Here is a 20687-nt window from a genome sequence, read left to right as displayed (position 1 = left end):
TTGGATGGCAGCATGAAGCTTACCAAAGACTCTAACATTGAATTTTCCATGATGCAAAGATAAGATTTTTTTTCTTTCCCCACTATTTATCGGGTGAGCCTGATAAACGGAAGTGTTGTTTTGGGTGATATATAAAAAATAAAAGAGGTAAAAAGTCGTTGAAGACATTTCACCTCTTTTTTATATCTGTGCGCCTGATAGGACTCGAACCTACACGTCGCGGGACACTAGATCCTAAGTCTAGCGCGTCTACCAATTCCGCCACAGGCGCAGACTTTTTATGTTTTGCTGCGGCATAAAGCATGAGCGTTTACGTCATGTTTTGAGCTTTTCGCAAAAACTTTTGCAAAGGTACATCCTTTTTGTGTAAAAACCAAGGATATTTATGGGTTTTTGACTATTTTTTATTCTTCTGGTGTTCCTTTTCTTATGTATGTTGCCGTTTTACCGATGTTTTGCCGGTTGCAATTATCCGGATTGAGAGGCCAATGCCTTTATATTATTGCCACAAGTGCAATTTCCGCTGCAAGAGTTATCAGCAGCATTGCCAGCTCTGTCCTGCGGCTTATCTTTACGGCTTTTCTCATGTCTTCAGTTGTCAGTTGTCGTTCGTTGTCGCCAATGTAGGGCTTGTAGAAATATTCGTTGAAGTAGGTGTGGCCTCCGCCGAAGCGGCAGTTTAGTATTCCTGCCAGGGCTGCTTCGGGGTAGCCGCTGTTCGGACTTGCGTGCTTGCGTCCGTTTGTTGCAACAAACTTGAGCAGCGAAGGCCTTCCGGACATGAGCACCATGAGCAGTGCCGTGAGCCGTGCCGGCAGGAAGTTGGCTGCGTCGTCGGTGCGCGCCGCCATCATACCGAAGTCTTTATAGCGCTCGGTGTGGTAGCCTATCATCGAGTCGAGTGTGTTTATCATCTTATACGCCATCATGCCCGGCACGCCGAGAACTATGAGCCAGAACACCGGAGCGATTACTCCGTCGCTGAGATTTTCGGCAAGAGTTTCGAGTGCTGCTTTTCTTACCTCGTTGTCGGTAAGCTGTGATGTGTCGCGTCCGACAATCCTCGACACTTGCTTGCGTCCGCAGTCGAGTGATGTGTCGAGTGCCTCGAACACGCCCTTCACTTCTTTTATCAGCGTCTGTCCGGCAAGACAATAGAATATCAGCAAGGCCTGGATGATGATGGCTGCCGTGTGAGACAGCATCTCGGCGAGCATTATTATCGCCGCCGTAACGGCAAAGGTGATTATCGTGAGCGAGACAGACATTGCGGCTCCCTTTGCTTTGCGGTGGTTGCCTTTGTTTAGCCGGCGTTCGCCTGCTGCTATGGCCTTGCCAAACCACACGACGGGGTGGGGCAGACGCTCTGGGTCGCCAAGCAGACGGTCGGCCGTCCATCCGGCTATTATTGATATTATAGGTGTCATTTTGTTTCTTATGCAGTTGCGTTATTTGTCTTGTTGTCTGTAACAGTCGTGACTCATAAAGTCTTTTATCGCCATTACGAGCATGTCGTTTTCGGTGCGTGTCTGTGCCGCCACCCTGAAATACGAGCTGTCGAGACCTTCAAAGTTAGACGCGTCGCGTATCAGTATGCCGTAGCTGTTCACCAAAAACTCCTTCAGGTCGGCAGCCTTGCGCCCCTTAAGGCTTGCGAGCATAAAGTTTGTCATCGTCGGTCTGACGCTCACTCCGTCAATCTTGTTCAGCTCGTTTCTCAGTCTCTGCGCCTCGTCGAGCAGACCGCCGACATCAGATATCGCCTTTTCTTTGTTTTGTATGAGGTAAAGTCCCGCCTCGATGGCCAGTGCGTTTACGCTCCACGGATGGCGCAGGGCCTTCAGCCGGCTGATTAGCTGCGGCGCTGCCGTTACGTATCCGAGCCGCAGTCCGGGTATGCAGAACTGTTTTGTCATGGAGTGTATCAGGATGATGTTGCCAGCGTCGGCAGCCTCGCGGTCAGAAATCAGCCTGAGGGTGGTGTAGTGTTCATAGCTCTGGTCTATCACGAAGATGTCGTCCTTGCTTTCTGCGGCTATGTTCAGCAGTTCTTTTCCGCTGATAACGGTGCCCGTAGGGTTGTTCGGGTTGCACATCCAGTGAGTTGCCTCGCCTCTGTATCCGCTTTCGCTGCTCATGGTCTTGCCTCCGGCCATCCTGCATGCGTCGGCATATTCGCTGAATGTCGGCATGCTGATCAGATTGATGCCGCTGCCGGCAAGTTTCTCGTTAGTGAGCCTTGCCGCCAGGTAGATGGCTTCGGTTGCTCCGTTGGTAACCATAATCTCGTTCGCCTTTATACCACATTCTTCAGCCAGAGCCTTTTCGAGCGAGTAAGGTTCAGGCTCGGGATAGCTGCCTATTACGTCCATGCGGCCGGCCAGATACTTTTTCAGACCGCTCAGGTCGGCGTGCGAGTAGATGTTAGAGCTGAAGTTCGACTTCACTTCCACATTATATTTATACAGGTCGTCTCCGTGTCCGTTAATCATCGTTGTCGTTTTGCAGAATTTCGTAAACCAGTTTCATGTCCACGTTGCGGCGTATCAGCTCGGCCAGTTTGTCGTATTGTTCGTCTTTAAACTCCTTCCAGTTGTCCGTTTCGCTCTTTGAGTGTTCCTCCTGTGTGTAGGGACTCAGCAGAAAGTCAACAAATTCGCTGTTGTCCAATATGCCGTGGATATAAGTTCCCATGCACCTTTCGCCTGCGATGCATCCGTCGTGCGTGCCGTCCTGCCGTGTGCAAAGCGGCCTTATGCTGCTGCCGCTGTCGGCCTCGGTGCGCCCGTTGTGTATCTCGTAGCCCTCCATGTCGCAGCTGCCGCTGCCGTTGAGGCCGAATCTTACCTGTTTTGTTGTCTTCTCGCGGTTCATCACGGTGTGCATGGGCAGCAGTCCCAGTCCGGGCATGCCGCTTATGCTGCCCTCAATGCCTTCGGGGTCGCTTATCATTGTGCCCATCATCTGGTAGCCGCCGCAGATGCCCACAACGGTCTTTCCGTTTTCGGCAGCCTTGATTATGGCCTGTGCCATGCCGCTCTTGCGCAGAAGGCTGAGGTCGGCCAGGGTGCTCTTGCTGCCCGGAATTATTATGATGTCGGCCTTGCTTATGTCTTCGGCGCTGTCGGCATAATAAAGATTTACACGACTGTCACGCTCAAGCATGTTGAAGTCAGTGAAGTTGCTTATGTGGCGCAGCAGCACCACTGCCACGCTCACCTTGCCGTTGCCGGATGCATGGCGTGCCTTCGACGCCAGCTGCAGGTTGTCTTCCTCCTCTACGAAGATGTCCTTGAAGTAGGGCAGCACACCTATGACGGGCACTCCGCACAGTTCCTCAATCATCTTGACGCCCGGTTCAAACAGTCTGATGTCGCCTCTGAACTTGTTTATCAGTATGCCCTTTATGCGCTTGCGCTCTTCGGGACGCTGAAGCATCACCGAGCCGTAGGCACTGGCGAACACTCCCCCGCGGTCGATGTCTGCAACGAGTATCACGTCGGCTCCTGCATACATTGCCATCGGCATGTTCACGAGGTCAGTCTCGCGCAGGTTAATCTCCGATATGCTTCCGGCGCCCTCCATGACAACAGGATTGTAGCGGCTGTTGAGTCTGTCGAATGCGGCGTTCACCTCGTTGCGCAGCACGTCGCGCCCCTTGGGGTTGAAGTAGCTGTAGGCGTCGCGGTTGCCTATTGGCCGTCCGTTGAGCACCACCTGACACGTCTTGTCGGTCTGAGGTTTCAGCAGCAGCGGGTTCATGTCCGTATGCGGACTGAGTCCTGCCGCCTCGGCCTGCACGGCCTGCGCTCTTCCTATCTCCAGCCCGTCGGGCGTGGCATAAGAGTTGAGCGCCATGTTTTGCGCCTTAAATGGTGCCGGACAGTATCCGTCCTGTTTGAATATGCGGCAGAAACCGGCCGCCACAACGCTCTTGCCTACGTCGCTGCCTGTTCCTGCGAACATTATGGGGTGAAGTTTCTTCATTTTTACTTTCCTTAAGTAAGATTTTTATCTATGTTCCAAAATGCAAAGTTACGGATAAAAATCAGAACATACTGCTGTGTTGCGCTTTTTTGTTGAAAACCGCCGTGTAACTTATACGGTCAATCAGGCAAATATAAAATAATCGGGGGATGCGTCTACCGATGTTTAATCCGGCAGTTGCATCCCCCATTGAGTTATTTATGTATCAGCCTGTCTGCGTTTTACTTCTTCTTACAGCATTCGGTTTTGCTGCAATTCTTGCAGTCTTGTTTACATTCTGTCTGTTGCTTGTCGCAGCAGTTCTGTTTCTTCTCACAGTTTGTCTGTTGTTTGCTGCAGCCCGCCTGTGCCTTGTCGCAGCAATTCTGCTTTTGTCCGCAACTGGCCTGCTGTTTCTCGCAGCAAGTTTGCTTCTTGTCGCAGCCGGTCTTAACGGTGGCCGTGTATCCGATTTTCTCAAAGCCCTTCATCAGTTTTTCGGGCGTTGTCTTGTCGGCGTCGTAGGTCAGTGTAACCTCCTGCCGGCTAATGTTTGTCTCTATTGCCTTTATGCCCTTCTCGAAGCGCATGTTGCTCTTAATCTTGTTCTCGCATGCCTCGCAGTGCATCTGCGGATTTGTGGTTACGATGATGGTCTTGATGTCTTTGGCAAAACTTGTGATAGCGCACAGCGCCAAGGTCAATAATAAAAAATGTCGTTTCATAACTTTCTGTCTTATTTGTTTGGTTTTATTTTTTGTATGATAATTTGTCTGTACTTTGTTCGGCTTACTACATCCTTCCGATGTTTATCCTCACTCCGGCATAGAACATACGGCCGTGCACGGGGCCCCATACAAGCGTAGGCTCGAAGCCCGTGCCCCAGGGATTGTCGGCACCGTAGATAGATGTCTTCTGGGTGAAGCCGGTAAGGTTTTCGCCTCCGACGTATACCGACCAGTGGCGGAACCAGCGCGTTATCTGTGCGCTGAGCTGCTCGTATGAGCCGAAGCGCTTGTTCCACGACATTGTGCCGTCCGGCAGTTCGTAAGGATCGGGCATCCGTCCGCCGCCGTTGAGCTGCAGCGTGGCGTCAAACTGCCACAGGCCGAGCGGCGTCTTGTATGATGCCGTGATAAGTCCCTTGTATTTGCTTGTCAGCGGTTTTTCGAGCAGTCGGCCGCCGTAGGTGGTCTTCACGTCGTTCAGACGGTAGGCTGCCGTGAGCGTCATGCCCTTGAATATGGGGTAGGTGGCGTCTATCTGCAGCGTGTGCGAATACGACTTGCCGTTCAGGTTGCCTATGTGTATCACGCCCGGGTCGGTGTCATAGTCGGTTACGGCCTGCGCCATGAAGCGTGTGTAGTAGTATTCGGCGTTGAGCTTCAGCGTCTCGCCCAGCAGCGGAATGTTCAGTGCGGCACTCGCCCCGTAGTTCCATGCCTCCTCCTGCTCAAGGTCGTCTATCACGAGCCGGCGTCCGCTCGCCAGCAGATAGTTGTTTTCGGCCAGAGCGTGCGGTGTGCGGTAGCCCTTGCCAGCCGAGAGGCGCAGCGTAAGCATGTCGCTGGGCATGTATTTCAGGTGCAGGCGCGGCGTTACGAATGTGCCGTACACTGAACTGTGGTCGGCCCTTATGCCCGCCATGGCTGTCAGCCGGTGGTCGAGGTTGAATGTATATTGGGCATATATGCCGGGCACGGTCTCCTTCTCGTTCATCCTTACGGGCGATGCCTCCTTGTCGTTCACCATGCGCACGGTCTGTCCCAGATAGTCGTGGTTGAGGCTCAGTCCGGCCGACAAGTTGTGCATCTTTGTGAAGTTGGTCTCAAACACCAGCGACGCATACACGTTCTTCTCGTTCACGTCATACGTCTTGTGTCCGTATCCGGCGTCGAGCATGTGCATCGAGCCCGATGCCATGAGGGCTATGTTGGTGCCCTTGTGGCGGTCTATGATGAAGGCGTGCTTCATGTAGGCTTCATACCGCTCCGTGTCGAGCCCTATCCTGAACAGTTCGGCGCCGTCGTTGCCGCGGTGGCCTGTCTGTCCGCCGTTGCGGTGCTCTTTCAGTGCGCCTATGCCTCCGTGGAATATATACTTTTCTCCTGCCCAGAGCCATCTGTTCTGCAGGTTATACTGCTCCACTTTCGGCTTGTCGTAGAAGCCGTCGCCGTTGTCGTCGTGATTCTCAAAGCTGTTCTCGTAGTGCATCAGCACCTCCGTGCTCAACTGCTTGTTTATGTGCAGGTTGGCATCGGCGTTGGCCTCTATGCGGCTCTTTGTGTCGCCGAAGAGGTTTACCTCTATGCCCTCTTCGTCCTCGGGTTTCTTGTAGTCTACGTTTATCTGTCCTGTTATGGCCTCGTAGCCGTTCTTCACCGACGCCGCACCCTTAGACACCTGTATGCCCTTCATCCAGGGGCCGGGCACGTAGCCCAGCGCATAGGGCGCTGCCGCACCGCGGAAGTTGGGCATGTTTTCGGTCATCATCTGCACGTAGGTGCCGGCCAGTCCCAGCAGTTTTATCTGCCTTGCGCCCGTCGTGGCGTCGTTGTAGCTCACGTCTACGGCAGGGTTGGTGGTGAAGCTCTCGCCAAGGTTGCAGCATGCCGCGCGGAACAGCTCCTCGCGGTTCAGGTTGAATCCGTTTACGGCTCCGCCCATACGTGTCGTTCCGGCGCGGCGCGCCACCACAGCCACCTCGCCCAGCGAGCTTTCGCGGTGTATGCTGTCATTATGGCTTATGCTGTCTGTGGCCAGTGAGGCCGTGCCGTTGCCGGCGCATATTGTGGTGCAGGCTGCCAGTGCGGCTCCTGCAGCTGTAAGTCTTATGTTCATCTGTAATTCTTGCTTTTATCCGTTTTTTATTGTTCTTTAGTTTTCGGCTGCGTGCTGTCTGTGCCTCAGCCGTTATGTCTTTGTCGCCCCGTCGTGCCTTGGTGCTGCCTCGTAGCAGCAGAGGCTTCAGCCAGGCATGATATGGTCAGGCGCGCATGCTTGGGCGCCTGACTTAAGGGTAAGTAAAAAATATTATGATAAAAAAACAGGATAAAATCAGATTATCAGCACTCTTATCATGGCCAGATATAGCCGTGGCGGAGCGTGCAGCAGTCTTGGCGCATACCGGCAGATGAGATATGTTGAAGCGGGCGCCTGACAGTATGAGGCAATGCTGTATGGCGGCAGCATCGTGGCCTGAGCGTCAGGCACGCTTGCCGGCTTTTGCTGTCCCGTGGTTGTCGGCCACAGCTTCATCACCACTGTTTCGGCACACGACTTGGCTTCCATGTGCAGCCTGTCGCACTGCCGGCAGCATGTGCTGCGGCATTCGGTCTGCACCGTGTTGCCCTTGCAGCAGCATTTCACAATCACAAAACCAGCCCCGCCGGCCACCATCATCAGTGACAGCAGCATGCATATCAGTATGTTGCCTTGGCGTTTCATCATTTCTTTTGTGCGTTATGTGACAGTGTTAAACAAGCCGGGATGTTGCTTCAGCCCTTGCTGCGTTAATGAAAATTTTTTGTGCAAATATATAGCATGAGCCTTACAATGCAAAGCAAATTAATTTTTTTTATAAACTTCACAGACAAAATAATGATTTCGGTATAGCTGTTTTGTGCTGATAATATTGCGGATGCAGTGAGAAAATGGTATATGCAGATTGCGTATTAATTGCAGGCAGCTCGGGCATATTTTGAGAACGTGTGTCTGGGGAGTTATAAAGCACTTGTTTTTGATGAAAAAACAGGCCACTTTTGATGTGAAAGTGGCCCGTTTCCGACCCGTAAACGATAGGTTAATGATTTGAAAGCAATACACTTTGTTTTGCTTACGGTCGGCGTTTTATTTGCTTTTGTTTTGAGTGTTTGTTAATGAAAACGGTGCGTTTTTCTTATGATTTTTTGCCGTTTTATATGACAGGCTGTTTTGGCAGGCGTCTTTTTGGTGTTTCGTGATGGAGTAAAAAACAACTCGCCACATCTTTAAGCAACTTTTTGGGGAGTTACTTGCAGATGTGGCGAGTGGCAGGTTTTTATCTAAAAAGACTTCTTGTCCTATTATCTTGTCTTTTTGTCTGCGATATGCTGTGCGTTGTCTTGTCAACGGGCCTTGCGTGCCATGAGTTTCAGCAGGGCAAATCCGCCGAACAGCTGAACGAGCAGACCGGGCCAGCCGAGGCGCAGGTCCTGAAGGGCGGCAGCCATCGAGCCAGTCATGCCCCATTCGGCCATTGTGCCTATGGCCTGGTATATCACAATAGCTGCTGCCACGGCTACTATGCTTACCTTCTTGCAGCGCGAAGCAACGGCTGCAGCGGCAAGGGCGAGCAGGCCCGACTTTATTAATATTATCGGCAGCATGTGTGCCGGCGGCATGCCGAACATCATATTGTTTACCAACGGCGAGGCTATGGCCGTGAGCAGTCCGGCGGTGATGCCGTAGCGGTAGGCTGCAATGAGCGTGAAAAAGTAGATAGGCAGCCACACCAGTCCGCCCTGCGGCAGCATGTGGCACAGTTGAGGCAGCAGGATGTTGCCTGCCACGAACGCAGCAGCCAGGGCGTAGGTCTTGCCCTCGCGGTAGCTGAGCTGTTGTATCTGTGATATTGTTGTTTCCATTAATTATGAATTGTGAATTATTAATTATGAATTATTAATTATGAATTGTGAATTATGAATTACGCTTTATGAATTCTTTAATCAGTTTCCATGCCTCGTCGGCCGATTGGGCTGTAGATGTCAGTTGTTCAACGGGGCATATTCCGGTGCCTTCGCGGTTGATTATGTGGTCTACAGTCTTGCCGTAGCTAAGGCTTATTCCGGCATCTTGCAGTTTGCTGACAGCCGGCCGGCTAATGACTTCGGCATATACTTCGGCCACGCCGCCCTTGACGAGCAGGAAAGCCGCACCAAGTCCGATAACCTTGTCGGCCACCGAGGCGCCCTGTGTAAGGTCGGGATGAGAGGTTACGGCATCGAAGAGGTCTACCACTCCCCTGCGTCTGAACACAATGGTCTTGCCGCCCGGTGAGCGCATCACTCCGCGGCAGCCGTCATGGCCGAGCATGCTGATGAGCTTATCCATTCTGCTTCAGCTCCTCCACGAATTTGTCAATGCGGTGCATCTCTTCCGGAATCTTGATGCCCTGCGGACAATGTTCAACACACTGGCCGCAGCCAATGCAGTGGGATGCCTGGCGCAGGCGCGGCACGCTGCGGTCGTAGCCTATGAGGAAGGCGCGGCGCGCACGGCGGTAGTCGGGGTCCTGGCTGCCCTTGTTGGGTATGTTGCCTTCATTAATGCAACGGTTATAGTGAGACAGCACCGCCGGTATGTCTATGCCGTAGGGGCAGGGCATGCAGTAGTTGCATGCGTTGCAGGGTATAGTGTCCAGGTTGTATATGTCGTTAGCAATCTCCATCAGGAACGCCTCTTCCTCCTTTGTGAGCGGTTTCAGCGGCGAGTAGGTGCAGAGATTGTCTTTCAGGTGCTCCATATACGTCATGCCGCTCAGCACGGTTAGCACGCCGTCGGGAGTGCCCGCAAAGCGGAATGCCCAGCTGGCCACACTGTTCTCGGGCTCGCGCTCCTTCATCTTGGCCACGATAGGGTCGGGCACGTTGGCGAGTCGTCCGCCCAGCAGCGGCTCCATGATTATTGCCGGTATGTTGCGTTTCTTCAGTTCGTTGTATAGATATACGGCATCAGTGTTCACGGGATTGATTTCGTTGGCGTAGTTCCAGTCGAGATAGTTAAGCTCTATCTGCACGAAGTCCCAATGATACTTGCCTTCGTCGTGCCATTTTAGCATCAGGTCGAATATCTTGACATCGCCGTGATAAGAGAAGCCGAGGTTGCGTATGCGTCCCTTCTCGCGCTGCTCCACGAGCCAGTCGAGTATGCCGTTGTCCATATAGCGGCCGTTGAATGTGGCAAGCGAGTCTTTGCCTTCACCGATGGCGTGCAGCAGCATATAGTCGACATAGTCGGTCTGAAGCTCCTTCAGTGAGTTTTCAAACATCTCGATAGATGCCTTGCGCGTCCATGTCTCGGGGTTAAAGTTGGAGAGCTTGGTGGCAATGAAGTATTTGTTGCGCGGATGGCGCTTCAGGGCAATGCCCGTGGCACGCTCCGACTGTCCCTGGCAGTAGGCTGGTGACGTGTCGAAGTAGTTGACGCCGTGCTCCAGCGCGTAGTCAATCTGACGGTTCACCATTTCCTGGTCTATGGGCGTAATCTCGCCTCCTTTCTTCTTGGCGTTGCCTCCCACCACCGGCAGGCGCATCATGCCGTAACCCAGGATAGACACCTTCTCGCCGGTCTTGGGGTTGGTGCGGTAGGTCATCTTGCCCTTGGGCGGTTCCTTGGCGGCAGTGGATTTATTGTCGTTGCCCTTGCAGGCGGTGAGCAGTGCCGATGTGGCCACGGCTCCGCCTCCGAGAAGTTTCAGAAAACTTCTTCTGTTTATGTCTTTACTCATAACGGTAATTGTTTTTTAGTTGTTGATAAAGAGACATCGGGGTGAAGCTATACTGTGCGGTGAACTTCGTGTCCCTCAACATATATGGCGCTGAACGGACGTGCCGGACAGAGGTTTTCGCACGCTCCGCAGCCGATGCATCTCGCCTCGTTCACGGCAGGAATGGTCAGCTTTGAGTCGGTGCCGGGGTGGAGCGGTATCATCGTTATTGCTCCCATGGGGCAGTGGCGGGCACAGTTGCCGCAGGCAACGCCGTCAGTAACGCTCACGCAGTTTTTCTTTATCCACACGGCATGTCCTATCTGTGTGGCCGACTTGTCCTCGCGTGTTATCGGCTTGATGGCACCCGTAGGGCACACATCGCTGCATCGGGTGCATTCGGGACGGCAGTAGCCGCGCTCATACGACATTGTAGGCTGCATCAGTTTTGACAAGTCAGATGACGGGCGCAACACGTCGTTGGGGCATGCCGACACGCAGAGCTGGCATGCCGTGCAGTGCTGGGCCATGTGGCGTGCAGACATAGAGCCGGGAGGAGTTATCGGTGTGGCGCGTTCGGGCTGCACCTTGTCCTCAATAACAGCCAGTCCGCCGTCCACCTTCTTCTTCTCCTGAGCCAGCGCGGCAGCCGTAGTTGCCATTGCTGCACCGAGCAGGAACGATCTTCTGCCGCTGTCAACGCTGCTGCTTTCGTCTCCTCCTTCATGCTTGGCTTCTGCTTTGCGTGCCTCAGCTTTAGCCGGGTGAACATATCTTATGGCATCCTTATTACATTTGCCTATGCAGTTGCCGCACACCACGCAGCGGCTATAGTCAATGCGGCCGGTTTTTACGTTGATGGCCGACGCCTTGCAGTTCTTCTCGCAGAGGCGGCAGCTTACGCATTTGTCGCCGTCAATGCTGATCTTGAACCACGAGAAACGTGCAAAGAAACTCAAAATTGTGCCCACGGGGCATATCGTGTTGCAGTAAGTTCTGCCCCCGCGCCATGCCAGCACGGCAATTATCACGAACGTTACGGCGGCAATTATGAGCGTAGGCAGACTGCGCATCCACACGTCAACGCTGTAGAAAGCGTAGCTGTCCATGCGCTCGGCAAGCGATGCCAGCACGTTGTTGCCTGCCGTCCATACGGGGCGCAAGATGCTGTTGACCATACGGCCGTAAGAACTGTAGGGCGCAAGCAGCGACACGATTACGTTGATTCCGGCAACGCATGACGCAAGAAACACCACCAGCACGCCGTAGCGCAGCCAGCGCTTTTCGGGCGAGAAGCTGAAGCGATTGCGCTTTCGTCTGCCGTGCAGGGCAGATATGAGGTCCTGCATTATGCCCAGCGGACATATTACGGAGCAGTAGATGCGCCCGAATATCAGTGTTAAAATCAGAAGACCGGCCACTACAGCCACGTTCAATGCCAGCACGGCAGGCCAGAACTGTATCTTGGCCAGCCATCCGAGCCATGCGTGCAGCGAGCCTGTCAGGTCGAGAAAGAGCAGCGTAATCAGAGTGAAGGTTACTGCTGCCAGCAAGATTCTTATTTTCCTTAGCATGGTTTATAGATATTGTTTTCAGATTATTATTGTTTCTTTTCGGTAATTCTCACTATCATTATGCTTGCCTCATAGAGCAGCCATATAGGCAGCGAGACAATAAGCATGGTGAACATGTCGGATGTAGGCGTTATCACGGCGGCAAGGATGAGTGTCACTATTATGGCGTGGCGGCGATAGTGTGACATCCAGCGGGCCTTCAGAAGTCCGAAGCGGGCCAGAAGCCAGCTTATCACCGGTATCTCGAACACGGCGCCCATGACGAGGCTCATGCCCAGGAGGGTGTCCATATACGAGCTTATGCTGAGCATGTTCATCACTGCAGCGCTTACCTGATAGGTGCCGAGAAAACGGACGGTGAGAGGAAACACTACAAAATAGTTGACGGCAACGCCCATGAGGAACATGGCGTAGGCCCAAAGGGTGATGCTTACAGAGTAGCGCCGCTCGTTGTCATACAGAGCCGGAGACACAAATCTGAACAGCAGATACAGAATGTAGGGCGAGGCTATGAGCAGACCTGCGGCCAGCGCCGTCTTCAGATGTATCATGAACTGCTCTGTCAGCCCCGTGTTTATCAGTTGAAACTTAAACGGCTCCGCGCCCAGTATCCTGTAGGTTATGAAGTCAGGGTCGGCAGGAGCAAGCACTATGCCGAACAGCTCTTCCTTGAAGCCGAAGGCTGCGGCCGCTGCCGCTGCTGCCGCCGCAAGCATGCGCAGGATGCACCCCCTTAACTCCTCGAGATGATCCCAGAACGTCTGCGGCGTGCCGCTGTTGCTTTCAGCGTTGCTCATTCGTCCTTCTTCTTCTCCTTGTCTTCAGCAGTGTCGTCTATCTTGCCGTTCATGCCGTCCTTAAAGCTCTTGACGCCTTGTCCGAGACCCTTCATCAGTTCGGGTATCTTCTTTGCGCCGAAGAGCAGCACCAGCGCCAGCACGATTAAAATAAGTTCAGGTGTTCCAATCATAATGTTTTTCTTGTTTTGTTCGCAATGCAAAAATAATATAAATTCTTTTTATTCTCTCTCTTTGCGCCCATTAGGCGGTGTAAGTTTATATTTTTTTTATTATTCTGTAATCCGCTTTTAGCCGGCAGTGAATGTCTGGGATATCGTCCGGGCTGGCGGCTACATTCAGAAAGACAGGTTTACGCCTGCCATGAACGTTGCCTTTGGCATAGGGTAGCCGTAGTTGATTTCATATTTCTGTGCCAGAAGGTTCTCGCCCTTTACCCACAGCTGCATCATGCGGCAAGCTCTGTAGCTTACGGTGGCGTTGAGCAGGGCAACGTTTTCCTTCACTTCGTCGGCGCCGGTCTGGGTGTAAAGGCCGCTGATATACTGCAGTCCGCCGTTTACGTTCCATCGTCCCGACTTATAGTTAGCTCCGAGCCACAGCTTAGACTCGGGCGCTCCCACAACAGGATTGTGCATGTGCAGCAGACTGTAGTTGCCGTTCACCTGCCAGCAGCTGTTTATTCTCCAGCTAAGGTCGAGTTCGGCGCCGCTGTTTTCAATGGCTCCCGTGTTCACGTTCATTGGCCGTCCGTCCACCATCTGCTGCTGGATGATGTTGCTGCCCTTCATGTAATAGAGGTTGACGCCGTAGCTTAGGCCTGCCGACGGCAGCTTGTGAGACCACGACAGCTCGTAGTTCATTATGCGTTCGGGGCGCAGCTCGTCGTTGGCGGGCTTCCAGAAATACATCTCGCGTATCGACGGATTGCGGAAACCCTTGCTCACCATGGCCTTTATCTCGCCGTTTCTTATAACTCTCGACACAATGCCGCCGCGCGGAATCCACTCAGTGCCCGACTGCGAGTGGTGGTCGAGGCGTATTCCTGCACTCAGTGTGAGCCACGAAAGCAGGTCTTGGCTTATGTCAACGTAGCCTGCTATCTCGTTCTCATTCTCATGACCTATGACTGAAGTGGTTTCGCCCGAAGCCCTGTCGCGGTTCCAGGCCTTGCCGTAGATGTGCTGATAGTCGAGTCCTATGGTGGTCAGGTTGCCCCGCAGCAGCCTGATGTTCTGGTATACAGACAGTCCGGCAAGGGCGTCGTCCGACCTGAAGTAATAGTCCTTGGGCTGCTCGCCGTCCTCATATCCGTCGTTGATCTTGTGCCGTCCGAAGTTGTAGTAGGCGCTGACGGCTCCCGATGTGCTGCCGTAGTCGTTGCTCACAACTACAGATGCCACGCCGCGCGTAATCCATTGGCGTGCGTCATAGACGGGCACCTGCACGCTTCCGGGATAAGAGGCGTTGAAGTGGGTGAGGTTGATGTCAGCGTATGCCGACCAATGTTGCGACATGTCGTAGCCCAGCTTGACGTATCCGCCATATTGCTCGAAGCCCATGCGCGGCCTGTTGTTGTCGGTGCGGGCATATTGTCCTGATGCAACGCTGTAAAACCTGCCGCTCCTTATGCGGTTGGTCAGCTCGCCCTGGAACGTGCCGTAAGAGCCTCCGCCGAGATGTACGTCGGTCTTTACGCCGTCTGACTTCATCTTTCTGGTTACGATGTTTATAACTCCGCCCATGGCGTTGGATCCGTAGAGCGTTGAGGCCGGGCCGCGCATCACCTCGACATGGTCGGCCAGCATGGTCTGATAAGAGTCACTTATGGAGTGGCCGAAGATGCCCTGATATTGCGGATGGCCGTCGATGAGCACCATGAAGCGGCCCTGCGAGCTGCTGAGTCCGCGCATAGAGATCGTGCCGGCAGCACCGTCGCTTACGCCATAGCCGAGCATTCCGCGCGAGGTGACAAACAGTCCGGGCACATATTCGGCAAGGGTGGGCAGCACGCTTGTGCGCTGAGTCTCTGTGAGAGTCTCGCGGCCTACCACCGTAACCGTGGCAGGCAGATGTCCTATGCTGGCTGTGCTGCGCGTGCCCGTTACGACAATGTTGTCGAGCTGATATGTGAGCGAGTCGGTCTGTGCGTGTGATGTTGTAACAGTTAAGGCGATGAATAAGGCTGAAAAAAATGTCTTGTTCATAAGTTTGTCTTGCTGATGATGTGTCTGTGATAAAAGCCGGTGGGACAGGCAGATGCCGGCTCCTGCGGTCAGCCGTTGTTGGAGGACAAAATTAGGATTCGACTTGTCAGTCGGTATTTCAACGATTCTGGCTATTGGAGCAGGTGTTCTGCCGGGTCCCGTCCGGCTCATTCAGTTGTAGAAGAAGTTATTAATTGTCTATATCTACGAGAGTGTAGGTCTTGCTGCCAAGCCCTATCTTCTCCGCATAGTCGGTTATGTAGGTGCCGTGCTGGCGGTTGATGCGCTCTATGAGCGGCTTGTTGTCGTCGCCGGCAGAGGCTTTGTGGTTAAAAATCTTGTCGAGGCATGCCTGGTCGAGTGCCACGGGGTCGAGCGATGCCATTATGCCCATGTCCTTTATGGCCGGAGCGGCAGGATGACTGTCGCAGTCGCAGTCGACGCTCATGTTGTTCATCACGTTGATGTATATGATGTTTCCGTCGAAATAGTCGGCCACGGCCTGGGCAGCTGCCGCCATACTCTCAAGAAAATAGTCTTGTGCGGGCAGATTGTTCCACAGCTCCTCCTGGCTCTGCACTTTGCCTGCGGTGTGTATGTACGCCTTGCCTGCGCTCGATGCCACGCCTATCGACTGGTTTTTAAGCACTCCGCCGAAGCCTCCCATGGCATGACCCTTGAAGTGGGCCAGGTTTATCATGAAGTCGTAGTTGGCCAGATGTGCGCCCACGATGTCGTATTTTATGTGCTTCTTGTCCTTCACCGGAATCCTTATGTCGCCGTATTCGTCCATGATGTCGACGGCAAAGATAGAGTCGAAGCCGTGCTCGTGTATCGTTTTCCAGTGAGCCTCTGACGTGTTGCGGCTGCCGGCGTATGCCGTGTTGCACTCTACGATGGTGCCGCCCACCTCGTCTACGAGGTTGCGTATGAGCGTAGGCTTAAGATAATTGTTGCCTCCGGCCTCGCCCGTGCTTATCTTTACGGCCACTCGGCCTTTGGCCTCCTTGCCCAGGGCCTTGTATATGCGCACGAGTGCTTCGGGCGAAATCTCTTTGGTAAAGTAAACTTTAGGCTGAGCCTGCGCGCACAAGTTGAACAGCAGCGCGGCTGCCAATGCTATTAACGTTTTCATATACATATAGTGTTATTTGTTGTTTTTTCAGTCCCTGCCGGTAGCGGTTGCGCCGCCGTATGCCTGTCTGCCGTGCATGCTCCGGCTGCTCTTTGCTCTGCAAAGTTATATTTATTATCCCGTTGACGCGCTATCCGTATTACAGAAAAAAGTACCATTTTTACATAAATGCCTATTTTTGCGTCGTTTTTACCGATAACGGCATGCATCGGTCTGCCTCACCGGCTGATGGCATATGTGTGCCGCTGCCGGCTTCAGACCGTTGCATTCGCGTTGCAGATTTATGCAGCCGCCGGCATGTCCGTAAGTAAAATATCAGGACAAAAGTTTTTTCTTATCTGGAAAATTGAAAGTTAATGAAGATTAAACGGGTAGGGCGTAGGATGCTGCTTTGTTAACATCTGTTTGCGTTTTGGCGTGATGATGATGCAGAACAGGCACTTTTCGCGCCATGAAAGCATACGTTTTGAATGCCCAAAGGGCACATTTTGTGTTGCAAAAGCATAGCTTTTGGCATAAAAAATGCCTGATTTCCACTTTTAAAAGCTGCCGGTTGACGGCGCAAAATATGTAAAGCGCAATATATCAACGACTTAACTGAAGATGCTTATTTTGGCCGTTTTTTAGCCAAAACAGCAGCGCCGTGATGAGCATCGCTATTCTGGAAGCGTTAACCGGTTGGCGTTTTGTACGTTTTTTTCGCATTTCAGACATGCACTACGGCACGCATTTCTGTTGCTGACATGCAGCTGATGATGCGTGGCGTTATACAGCCGCCATGCTCCGCCGCCACGGTCAGCATCGTCGGTTCATATCGTGTAGCTCATCCGCAGCAGTCCTGCGCAGTAAGCCCCGTCAGAGTTCTTTATCAGATGTATCGCAGGCTGCAGATATCCCCTGCCTAAGCAGTTTATCCGGCACGTAAGTTCCGCCGCCCATTCGGTTTCGTCCTTATACACGGCGCGGTCGGCAAAGACGCCCAGTTCGGCATTGCGCATCGTCCTTACGAGTCCTATGCCTGCATATCTCCGGCAGATGACGCCCTTTGACGGGTTGGCCGAATACTGCATGATGGCGCACATCCGTGGCGCAATCATCAGCTCGGCATATCCCCATACAGCCCCTGTTGCTGTCTTCTTCTGCGTTTTCTGCGCCTTTTCTGCCGTCGCGGTGCCTGCAAGTTCCTCATAAGACACGTTATTGCCATAATGCAGGTTAGCTCCAATATTAAAAGTGCTGCCATTGTTTTGATAATTTACGGATAATATTGAAAACAGTCCGTCGGATTCAGGACAAAGCCTGAAAACATTCTGACGGCCCGAAAAACTCTTGTATCCCACGCCGTTGTAGACCGATGCCATTACGGTCAGCTCCCTTATTTTCCGCTCAAGATGAATGCCCATGGACGCCAGCGGATAGTTGGCTATGCGGTAGTTGGCCGATATGGTTGGGAATATGCCGCACGAGCTGTTGGTGAACAGAGACATGAAGTGCGACGTGAAGTAGTCTTCGTTCATGTTGCGTATGCCGGCAAACAGCATGCTGCCGCCCGATGTAAAGGTCAGTCCGGCCACGGCCGGAGCCAGCGTGGTGTTGTCTTCGTCGATGTTTGAGAAGCCCTGACGGCTGCCGTCTATGCCCCCGCTGCGCGTCCTTGCTATGCTTATGACAGCCATATCGAGCCTTACGCCTTTGCATAAAGGCTGCGTGAAGTCAATGCGCAGCAGGCTCGACACGTTGGTGTGTCCCCCGGCGTCGGCCTGCATCTCGGCTGTAAGTTGCGCGCTGATGTCCTGTGCCGTGGCGCGGCAGCAGCCGTATGCCGCCGCCGCGATGATGAGGCATGCAATCTTGTTCATCTGCTCAGAGCCATCTCTTAAACCGCCTGATATACCATTCCTTCACTACCTGCGTCAGCACGCAGTAGGCTATGAGCGTTGCCGCCAGCCAGGGAAAGTAGGACAGAGGCAGGGGCGTAAGGCCGATGCACGAGCCGAAGCGTGTGAAGGGTATTATTATTCCTGCCGCCATTATCGCCAGCGTCATGCACATCACCGGCCACGACGCACGGCTCTGTATGAACGGAATCTTCTTGGTGCGTATCATGTGCACGATGAGTGTCTGCGACAGCAGGCCCTCTACAAACCATCCCGACTGGAACAGCGACTGTGCGCCGGGCGAGCTGCACCCGAACACATGCCACATGAGCAGATAGGTGGTGATGTCGAATATGGAGCTTATGGGCCCCGTGTATATCATGAAGCGGCTCAGGTCGGAGGCGTCCCAGCGGCGCGGCTTGCTGAGATAGTCGTCGTCCATGCGGTCGAACGGTATGGCCGTCTGCGACATGTCGTACAGAAGGTTCTGCACGAGCAGGTGTATCGGGAGCATAGGCAGGAAGGGCAGGAAGGCACTTGCGGCCATCACGCTGAACATGTTGCCGAAGTTGGAGCCGGCGGTCATCTTCACATACTTTATTATGTTGCCGAAGGTGCGGCGTCCTTCTATCACGCCGTTCTCCAGCACCATGAGGTCTTTTTCCAGAAGTATTATGTCGGCGCTCTCCTTGGCTATGTCTACGGCAGAGTCAACAGATATGCCTATGTCCGACTGACGCAGGGCTGCAGCGTCGTTGATGCCGTCTCCCAGAAAGCCTACCGTGTTGCCCTGAGTCTGCAGCAGAGCTATAATCTCGGTCTTCTGCATGGGCGTAACCTTGGCAAACACCCTTGTCCTGGCCACAGCCTCACGCTTTTCTTCGTCGTTCATGGCGCTCAGCTCCGCACCGGTGAGCACGTTTGTCGTGTCGATGCCCACCTGTCTTGATATCGTGCGCACAACGGCGTCGTTGTCTCCCGACACCACCTTCACCTCTATTCCGTGGGCATGGAGCTGCCTTATGGCTCCGGCCGCCGACTGCTTGGGCGGATCGAGAAACGCCAGGAAGCCTATAAGCACCATGCCGCTCTCGTCTTCAACGGCAAAGTTGTTCTCCTTGCTCAGAAAACTCTTGTGTGCCACGGCCAGCACGCGCAGTCCCTGGCGGTTCATGCGCTTGCTTATCTCGTATGCCTTTACCCTTAGTTCGGGCGTGAAGGGCACAACACAGTTGCCCACTTCGGTGTGCGAGCATATCTGCATCATCTCTTCTACGGCACCCTTGGTTATTATCTGCCTCTTGCCGCTGACGTCTTCAACCACTACCGACATCCTGCGGCGCGTGAAGTCGAAGGGTATCTCGTCCACCTTCTTGTAGCTCTCCCTGACAGACTCCATCTCAAGCTCCCTTACGTGCGACAGTATGGCCTTGTCCATAAGGTTCTTCAGTCCTGTCTGGAAGAAACTGTTGAAGTAGGCGTGGCGCAGTATCCTTCTGCTGTTGTCGCTTGTGCCGTCGGCGTTTATATACTTTTCGAGCACAATCTGGTCGCAGGTCAGCGTGCCGGTCTTGTCAGTACACAGTATGTTCATGGCCCCGAAGTTCTGTATGGCGTTGAGATCTTTCACAATAGTCTTCTTGCGCGACATGGCAACGGCACCCTTCGACAGGTTGACCGTTACGATCATCGGAAGCATCTCGGGCGTAAGGCCCACGGCTACAGACACCGCAAAGAGGAAGGCGTCGAGCCATTCGCCCTTTGTCAGGCCGTTCACCAGAAATACAAACGGAACCATTATCAGCATGAAGCGTATCAGCAGCATGCTCACCTTGGCAATGCCTTTGTCGAAGGCGGTAGAGGCACGGTGGCCGGCAATGCTCCGGGCTATGGTGCCGAGATACGTGTTGTTGCCTGTGGACACAACGATGCCCGTGGCAGAGCCGCTCACCACGTTGGAGCCCATGAAGCAGATGTTCTCAAGTTCCACTATGCTTCGCCCGCGGCTGTCGCCTCCGCTTGCCTCCGCTCTCTTCTCTATAGCCTCCGACTCTCCAGTCAGTGTGCCCTGACTTACAAAGAGGTCTTTCGTCTCTATGATGCGTATGTCTGCCGGAATCATGTCTCCTGCCGCCAGTTTCACGATGTCTCCGGGCACGAGCGACGATATGCCGATCTCGTGTTCCGTGCCGTCGTCTCTTTTAGCGGTGCATGTGTTGGTGACCATCTTCTGCAGCGCCTCGCTCGACACGCTAGCCTTGTATTCCTGCCAGAAGCGGAGAATGGTGCTGAGTATTACCATCGAGGCTATGATAATTATCGACGTGAAGTCTTTTTCCTCGGGAGCGGCGATATATACATCAATAATATACGAAATGATTATCAGAGCCGTAAGCACTCCGATGAAGGGATTTATAAAGGCCTTTATAAGCATTGTCAGCGGATGCATCTTCTTTTCATGCTCCACTTCGTTTCTTCCGTAAAGCGATTGTCTTTTTTCCACTTCCTCATTGCTCAGGCCCTGCGGGGCTGTCTGGAAATAGCTGAACACAGAGCTCATAGGCAGTTCTGATGCCAGAAAAATCTTCTCGGCATTGAATTCTAATTTCATCTTGCGCGTTTTCTTCCACATAGCGTATCCGTGTTTTTAGATTAATACTATTGT

The 20687-nt window shown here is 53.3% G+C and carries 15 protein-coding genes, 1 tRNA gene and 1 pseudogene; all 17 read right to left on the bottom strand.

Annotated elements, in window-relative coordinates; genetic code table 11:
* Positions 1-189: 189 nt before the first annotated feature.
* Positions 190-271: transfer RNA gene (locus tag ACZMIG_RS13580), tRNA-Leu, on the bottom strand.
* A gap of 223 nt (positions 272-494) precedes the next feature.
* A complete protein-coding gene (cbiB, locus tag ACZMIG_RS13575; protein WP_487889702.1) occupies positions 495-1427 on the bottom strand; it encodes an adenosylcobinamide-phosphate synthase CbiB in 933 nt (310 codons plus the stop codon).
* A 21-nt stretch (positions 1428-1448) separates the two neighbouring features.
* Positions 1449-2492: an aminotransferase class I/II-fold pyridoxal phosphate-dependent enzyme gene (locus ACZMIG_RS13570; RefSeq protein WP_487889701.1), complete on the bottom strand. Its 1044-nt coding sequence runs from the start codon at positions 2490-2492 to the stop codon at positions 1449-1451.
* On the bottom strand, positions 2485-3987 hold the full coding sequence (locus tag ACZMIG_RS13565) for a cobyric acid synthase (RefSeq protein ID WP_487889700.1): 1503 nt from the start codon (positions 3985-3987) through the stop codon (positions 2485-2487). Before ACZMIG_RS13565 ends, ACZMIG_RS13570 begins: the two co-directional genes overlap by 8 nt.
* Before the next feature lie 431 nt (positions 3988-4418).
* A pseudogene (locus ACZMIG_RS13560) lies at positions 4419-4691 on the bottom strand (heavy-metal-associated domain-containing protein); the annotation flags it as partial.
* A gap of 67 nt (positions 4692-4758) precedes the next feature.
* Positions 4759-6807 carry a TonB-dependent receptor plug domain-containing protein gene (locus ACZMIG_RS13555; protein WP_487889699.1) on the bottom strand — a complete coding sequence of 683 codons (2049 nt, stop codon included), beginning with the start codon at positions 6805-6807 and terminating at the stop codon, positions 4759-4761.
* A gap of 216 nt (positions 6808-7023) precedes the next feature.
* Positions 7024-7416 carry a hypothetical protein gene (locus ACZMIG_RS13550; protein WP_487889698.1) on the bottom strand — a complete coding sequence of 131 codons (393 nt, stop codon included), beginning with the start codon at positions 7414-7416 and terminating at the stop codon, positions 7024-7026.
* 656 nt (positions 7417-8072) lie between these two features.
* The gene (locus ACZMIG_RS13545) at positions 8073-8591 is read right to left on the bottom strand and encodes an ECF transporter S component (protein WP_487889697.1); all 519 of its coding nucleotides are present in this window, start codon (positions 8589-8591) and stop codon (positions 8073-8075) included.
* A 52-nt stretch (positions 8592-8643) separates the two neighbouring features.
* Positions 8644-9057 (bottom strand): DUF1893 domain-containing protein, encoded by a 414-nt coding sequence (locus ACZMIG_RS13540; protein WP_487889696.1) that lies wholly within the window; start codon positions 9055-9057, stop codon positions 8644-8646.
* Entirely contained in the window at positions 9050-10453 is a 1404-nt protein-coding gene (locus tag ACZMIG_RS13535) for an aldo/keto reductase (RefSeq protein WP_487889695.1), read from the bottom strand. Before ACZMIG_RS13535 ends, ACZMIG_RS13540 begins: the two co-directional genes overlap by 8 nt.
* A gap of 47 nt (positions 10454-10500) precedes the next feature.
* A complete protein-coding gene (locus ACZMIG_RS13530; RefSeq protein ID WP_487889694.1) occupies positions 10501-12006 on the bottom strand; it encodes a 4Fe-4S dicluster domain-containing protein in 1506 nt (501 codons plus the stop codon).
* 26 nt (positions 12007-12032) lie between these two features.
* Entirely contained in the window at positions 12033-12803 is a 771-nt protein-coding gene (gene tatC, locus ACZMIG_RS13525) for a twin-arginine translocase subunit TatC (RefSeq protein ID WP_484449207.1), read from the bottom strand.
* On the bottom strand, positions 12800-12976 hold the full coding sequence (locus ACZMIG_RS13520) for a Sec-independent protein translocase subunit TatA/TatB (protein WP_021853424.1): 177 nt from the start codon (positions 12974-12976) through the stop codon (positions 12800-12802). The genes tatC and ACZMIG_RS13520 overlap by 4 nt, the downstream gene beginning before the upstream one ends.
* A gap of 165 nt (positions 12977-13141) precedes the next feature.
* Complete coding sequence (locus tag ACZMIG_RS13515) at positions 13142-15010, bottom strand: TonB-dependent receptor plug domain-containing protein (RefSeq protein WP_443982604.1); 1869 nt, start codon at positions 15008-15010, stop codon at positions 13142-13144.
* Positions 15011-15200: 190 nt separating this feature from the next.
* The gene (locus ACZMIG_RS13510; RefSeq protein WP_021853422.1) at positions 15201-16145 is read right to left on the bottom strand and encodes a DUF362 domain-containing protein; all 945 of its coding nucleotides are present in this window, start codon (positions 16143-16145) and stop codon (positions 15201-15203) included.
* 809 nt (positions 16146-16954) lie between these two features.
* Positions 16955-18004 carry a carbohydrate porin gene (locus ACZMIG_RS13505; RefSeq protein ID WP_487889693.1) on the bottom strand — a complete coding sequence of 350 codons (1050 nt, stop codon included), beginning with the start codon at positions 18002-18004 and terminating at the stop codon, positions 16955-16957.
* Positions 18005-18008: 4 nt separating this feature from the next.
* Positions 18009-20654: a magnesium-translocating P-type ATPase gene (mgtA, locus tag ACZMIG_RS13500; protein ID WP_418874880.1), complete on the bottom strand. Its 2646-nt coding sequence runs from the start codon at positions 20652-20654 to the stop codon at positions 18009-18011.
* Positions 20655-20687 lie beyond the last annotated feature (33 nt).

It is taken from the genome of Xylanibacter sp. (assembly GCF_057607445.1).
The sequence above is the reverse complement of the archived record's forward strand: the minus strand, read 5'-3'. Positions and strand labels throughout refer to the sequence as shown.

Excerpts from the sequence above, each read along its gene's own strand:
- ACZMIG_RS13515 (WP_443982604.1), bottom strand. The coding sequence starts at position 15,010 with ATGAACAAGACATTTTTTTCAGCCTTATTCATCGCCTTAACTGTTACA.
- ACZMIG_RS13535 (WP_487889695.1), bottom strand. The coding sequence starts at position 10,453 with ATGAGTAAAGACATAAACAGAAGAAGTTTTCTGAAACTTCTCGGAGGC.
- ACZMIG_RS13570 (WP_487889701.1), bottom strand. The coding sequence starts at position 2,492 with ATGATTAACGGACACGGAGACGACCTGTATAAATATAATGTGGAAGTG.
- ACZMIG_RS13555 (WP_487889699.1), bottom strand. The coding sequence starts at position 6,807 with ATGAACATAAGACTTACAGCTGCAGGAGCCGCACTGGCAGCCTGCACC.
- ACZMIG_RS13565 (WP_487889700.1), bottom strand. The coding sequence starts at position 3,987 with ATGAAGAAACTTCACCCCATAATGTTCGCAGGAACAGGCAGCGACGTA.
- ACZMIG_RS13540 (WP_487889696.1), bottom strand. The coding sequence starts at position 9,057 with ATGGATAAGCTCATCAGCATGCTCGGCCATGACGGCTGCCGCGGAGTG.
- cbiB (WP_487889702.1), bottom strand. The coding sequence starts at position 1,427 with ATGACACCTATAATATCAATAATAGCCGGATGGACGGCCGACCGTCTG.
- ACZMIG_RS13505 (WP_487889693.1), bottom strand. The coding sequence starts at position 18,004 with ATGAACAAGATTGCATGCCTCATCATCGCGGCGGCGGCATACGGCTGC.
- mgtA (WP_418874880.1), bottom strand. The coding sequence starts at position 20,654 with ATGTGGAAGAAAACGCGCAAGATGAAATTAGAATTCAATGCCGAGAAG.
- ACZMIG_RS13550 (WP_487889698.1), bottom strand. The coding sequence starts at position 7,416 with ATGATGAAACGCCAAGGCAACATACTGATATGCATGCTGCTGTCACTG.
- tatC (WP_484449207.1), bottom strand. The coding sequence starts at position 12,803 with ATGAGCAACGCTGAAAGCAACAGCGGCACGCCGCAGACGTTCTGGGAT.
- ACZMIG_RS13530 (WP_487889694.1), bottom strand. The coding sequence starts at position 12,006 with ATGCTAAGGAAAATAAGAATCTTGCTGGCAGCAGTAACCTTCACTCTG.
- ACZMIG_RS13520 (WP_021853424.1), bottom strand. The coding sequence starts at position 12,976 with ATGATTGGAACACCTGAACTTATTTTAATCGTGCTGGCGCTGGTGCTG.
- ACZMIG_RS13510 (WP_021853422.1), bottom strand. The coding sequence starts at position 16,145 with ATGAAAACGTTAATAGCATTGGCAGCCGCGCTGCTGTTCAACTTGTGC.
- ACZMIG_RS13545 (WP_487889697.1), bottom strand. The coding sequence starts at position 8,591 with ATGGAAACAACAATATCACAGATACAACAGCTCAGCTACCGCGAGGGC.